The organism is Meiothermus sp. (assembly GCF_025060375.1).
Lineage (GTDB): Bacteria > Deinococcota > Deinococci > Deinococcales > Thermaceae > Meiothermus.
The window spans coordinates 1-2,527 of the sequence record NZ_JANXCG010000018.1 but is presented as its reverse complement, the minus strand read 5'-3'; the positions used below and the strand labels follow the sequence as shown (position 1 = coordinate 2,527).

Annotated in this window: 4 protein-coding genes and 1 pseudogene; 1 reads left to right on the top strand and 4 read right to left on the bottom strand. The window is 68.0% G+C overall.

Features of this window, described 5'->3' with window-relative positions; translation table 11 throughout:
* On the top strand, positions 1 to 1,261 hold a 1,261-nt coding region (maeA, locus tag NZ849_RS02590), incomplete at its 5' end, for an oxaloacetate-decarboxylating malate dehydrogenase (RefSeq protein WP_295403728.1).
* Positions 1,262 to 1,352: 91 nt separating this feature from the next.
* Here the strand turns inward: maeA and NZ849_RS02585 are convergent.
* The 4 genes and pseudogenes from NZ849_RS02585 to NZ849_RS02570 all read right to left on the bottom strand — a co-directional run.
* Positions 1,353 to 1,496, bottom strand: coding sequence for a hypothetical protein (locus NZ849_RS02585; protein WP_295403725.1), 144 nt, complete (start codon positions 1,494 to 1,496; stop codon positions 1,353 to 1,355).
* Positions 1,497 to 1,522: 26 nt separating this feature from the next.
* On the bottom strand, positions 1,523 to 1,750 hold the full coding sequence (locus NZ849_RS02580) for a hypothetical protein (RefSeq protein ID WP_295403722.1): 228 nt from the start codon (positions 1,748 to 1,750) through the stop codon (positions 1,523 to 1,525).
* Positions 1,751 to 1,936: 186 nt separating this feature from the next.
* Positions 1,937 to 2,278, bottom strand: a complete 342-nt coding sequence (locus NZ849_RS02575) for a hypothetical protein (protein WP_295403718.1) — start codon at positions 2,276 to 2,278, stop codon at positions 1,937 to 1,939.
* Positions 2,279 to 2,284: 6 nt separating this feature from the next.
* Positions 2,285 to 2,527 (bottom strand): annotated as a pseudogene (locus tag NZ849_RS02570) (ABC transporter ATP-binding protein); the annotation flags it as partial.

Sequence of the window (2,527 nt, the reverse complement as noted above, 5' to 3'; positions counted from 1 at the left end):
CGTAGCCACCGACTCCTCGGCGATTTTGGGCATCGGCGACCAGGGCTTTGGCGGCCTAGCCATCTCCATCGGGAAGCTCACCATCTACACCGCGGCGGGGGGCTTGGGCCCGGACAAGGCCCTGCCCATTGAGCTGGATGTGGGCACCAACCGGGCCGACCTGATCAACGACCCCCTCTACCTGGGGGTACGCCACCGACGGCTCACGGGGGACGAATACTTTGCCTTTATGGACAGGTTTGTGGAGGCTTTCCGCAAGCGCTACCCCAACGCGGTGATGCAGTGGGAGGACTTCGGCAAGGATACGGCTTTTGCCGTGCTCGAGCGCTACCGCAAGGTGCTGCCCTCCTTCAACGACGACATCCAGGGCACCGGCGCGGTTGCCCTGGCCGGGGTGATGGCGGCCTGCCGGCTCAAGGGGGAGCGGCTCTCCGACCAGCGCTTCGTGGTCTACGGGGCCGGGGCCGGAGGGGCCGGGGTGGCCCAGGCCCTGTTGGACGGCCTGGTGCGGGAAGGGCTTTCCCTCGAGGAGGCCCAGGCCCGCCTGTTCGTGCTGGACTCCAAGGGGCTCCTGCTCAAGGGCCGCCCGATGGAGGCCTACAAGGAGCGCTTTGCCCAAGACCCCGCACGCATCCAGGGCTGGTCTGTGGCGGGAGAGGTGCCCAACCTCTACGAGACGGTGGTGGGGGCGCGGGCCACGGTGCTGCTCGGGCTTTCCGGCCAGCCGGGCTCCTTCACCCAGCCCATCGTGCAGGCCATGCTGGCCCATACCGACCGGCCCGTTGTCTTCCCCCTCTCCAACCCCACCAGCGCCTCCGAGGCGATTCCCGAGGATATCCTGCGCTGGACCGGTGGCAAGGCCCTGGTGGCGGCGGGGAGCCCCTTTGAGCCGGTGGAGCTGGAGGGCCGGGTCTACCCCATTGGTCAGGGGAACAACGCCTTCATCTTCCCGGGCCTGGGCTTTGGGGCGGTGCTGGCCAAGGCCAAGGAGGTCTCGGACGGGATGGTGCTCGAGGCGGCCTACGCCCTCTACGACTACACCTGCCGACACTACCCCGACCGCATCTACCCGCCCACCCAGGCCCTGCGGGAGGTCAGCCCGTATGTGGCTGCGCGGGTCATCCGCCAAGCCCTCCAGGAGGGGCTGGCCCGCGAGGAGCGGGTAATGGGGCTTAGCCCTGAGGCCATCCAGGCCTATGTGGCCGAGCGCTTCTGGCACCCCCGCTACCTGCCCTACCGGCTGAGCAAGACCCGGGTGTAGGTTGGCCCCAAGACCGGCTGCGGTTTCCGTAACTCCCGGCCTCGGCTGATCCGTGGGGAAGGACGGCGTAGCGCGACCCCATGGGTCGGCCTCACCGGGTTTTGCCCGCTTCGGCGTACCTCGAGGCCTGCAGGTTCCAAAGCGTAAAGTACTCCCCCCGCAGGGCCAGTAGCTCCTGGTGTGTACCGCACTCTACCAGCCTGCCCTCCTTGAGCACCAGGATCCGGTCGGCCATATGCACCGAGGCCAGGCGGTGTGTAATCAGCAGCGTGGTCCGCCCTCTGGAGAGGGCGGCGAAGCTCTGGAAGAGCTCGTACTCGCTGCGGGGATCTCGCCGGTGGGCTGCCAGGCCTCCAGCAAGGCCCGAGCCTGGTCGTCCCGGCCCAGAGCCAGCAGGGCCAGGGCAGCGGTTCTGATGTCCCCTTGCTGCTGGGCCAGGGAGAAGGCTTCCTCACATCGGCCCTGCCGGTAGAGGGTCAGGGCGTCCATGGGGCGAGTATATCTCAGACAGATTTGGAATCAGGGGCCGGGCCTTACCTGACGGATGGAGTCCCCAAAGCTCAGCACCCAGAGGGGAAGGTCTTCCCGCTGCATCAGAGGGCCAAAGTGCCGCAGGCCGCCGGTGAGCGGAATCTAGGCTCGAGCCTGGAGGCTGCTTGCGGTACCGAGCGGTCCCTATCGGGCAGCGATTCGGACAAGGTTTTCAAGGGTTCGGGCAGTCAGGGCTAGGCGCCGGGTGGCGGCTTGCAGGAGGGCCTCGGAGGCAGCCGAAAGCGCGGTGTGCTGGCGCAGGGCATGACCCAGGGGTTCGCTGTTGAGCTTGCCCTGGCGGGCCTTCATGCGCTCCCTGGCCGCCAGGACGCGCTCCCGCACCACCGCGCTCGGCTCCCCTTCAGGCGCGCGGGCCAGCTCTTCGGGGGTGAGCCGGGGAACCTCCACAAAGGGGGTCAGGTCGGGCAGCCCTGCCGCCTTTTCCATGAGCAGGAGGTGCGCCCGGGCGGTGAGCCGCTCGTTCACCACCCCTTACAGGTAGGCCACCCACGGAACCAGGAGGAAATCCACGGCAAAGAGCAGGGCAAGGCCCAGCAAGGGCCACAGCAGCTCGAGCGTGAAGGCCCCGATTCCCAGCTCGAGGGCCAGGCCATCCACCAGGGTGCGGGTGAGGCTCAGCACCCCTACCGGCACGAGACCGCTTGCGGCCAAGAGGACAACCAGAAAGGTAGCCTCCAGCGGGGCCAGCAGGGCTGCCCGAAAGACGTGGCGGAG

Excerpts from the sequence above, each read along its gene's own strand:
- NZ849_RS02585 (WP_295403725.1), bottom strand. The coding sequence starts at position 1,496 with ATGGCCGACCGGATCCTGGTGCTCAAGGAGGGCAGGCTGGTAGAGTGC.
- NZ849_RS02580 (WP_295403722.1), bottom strand. The coding sequence starts at position 1,750 with ATGGACGCCCTGACCCTCTACCGGCAGGGCCGATGTGAGGAAGCCTTC.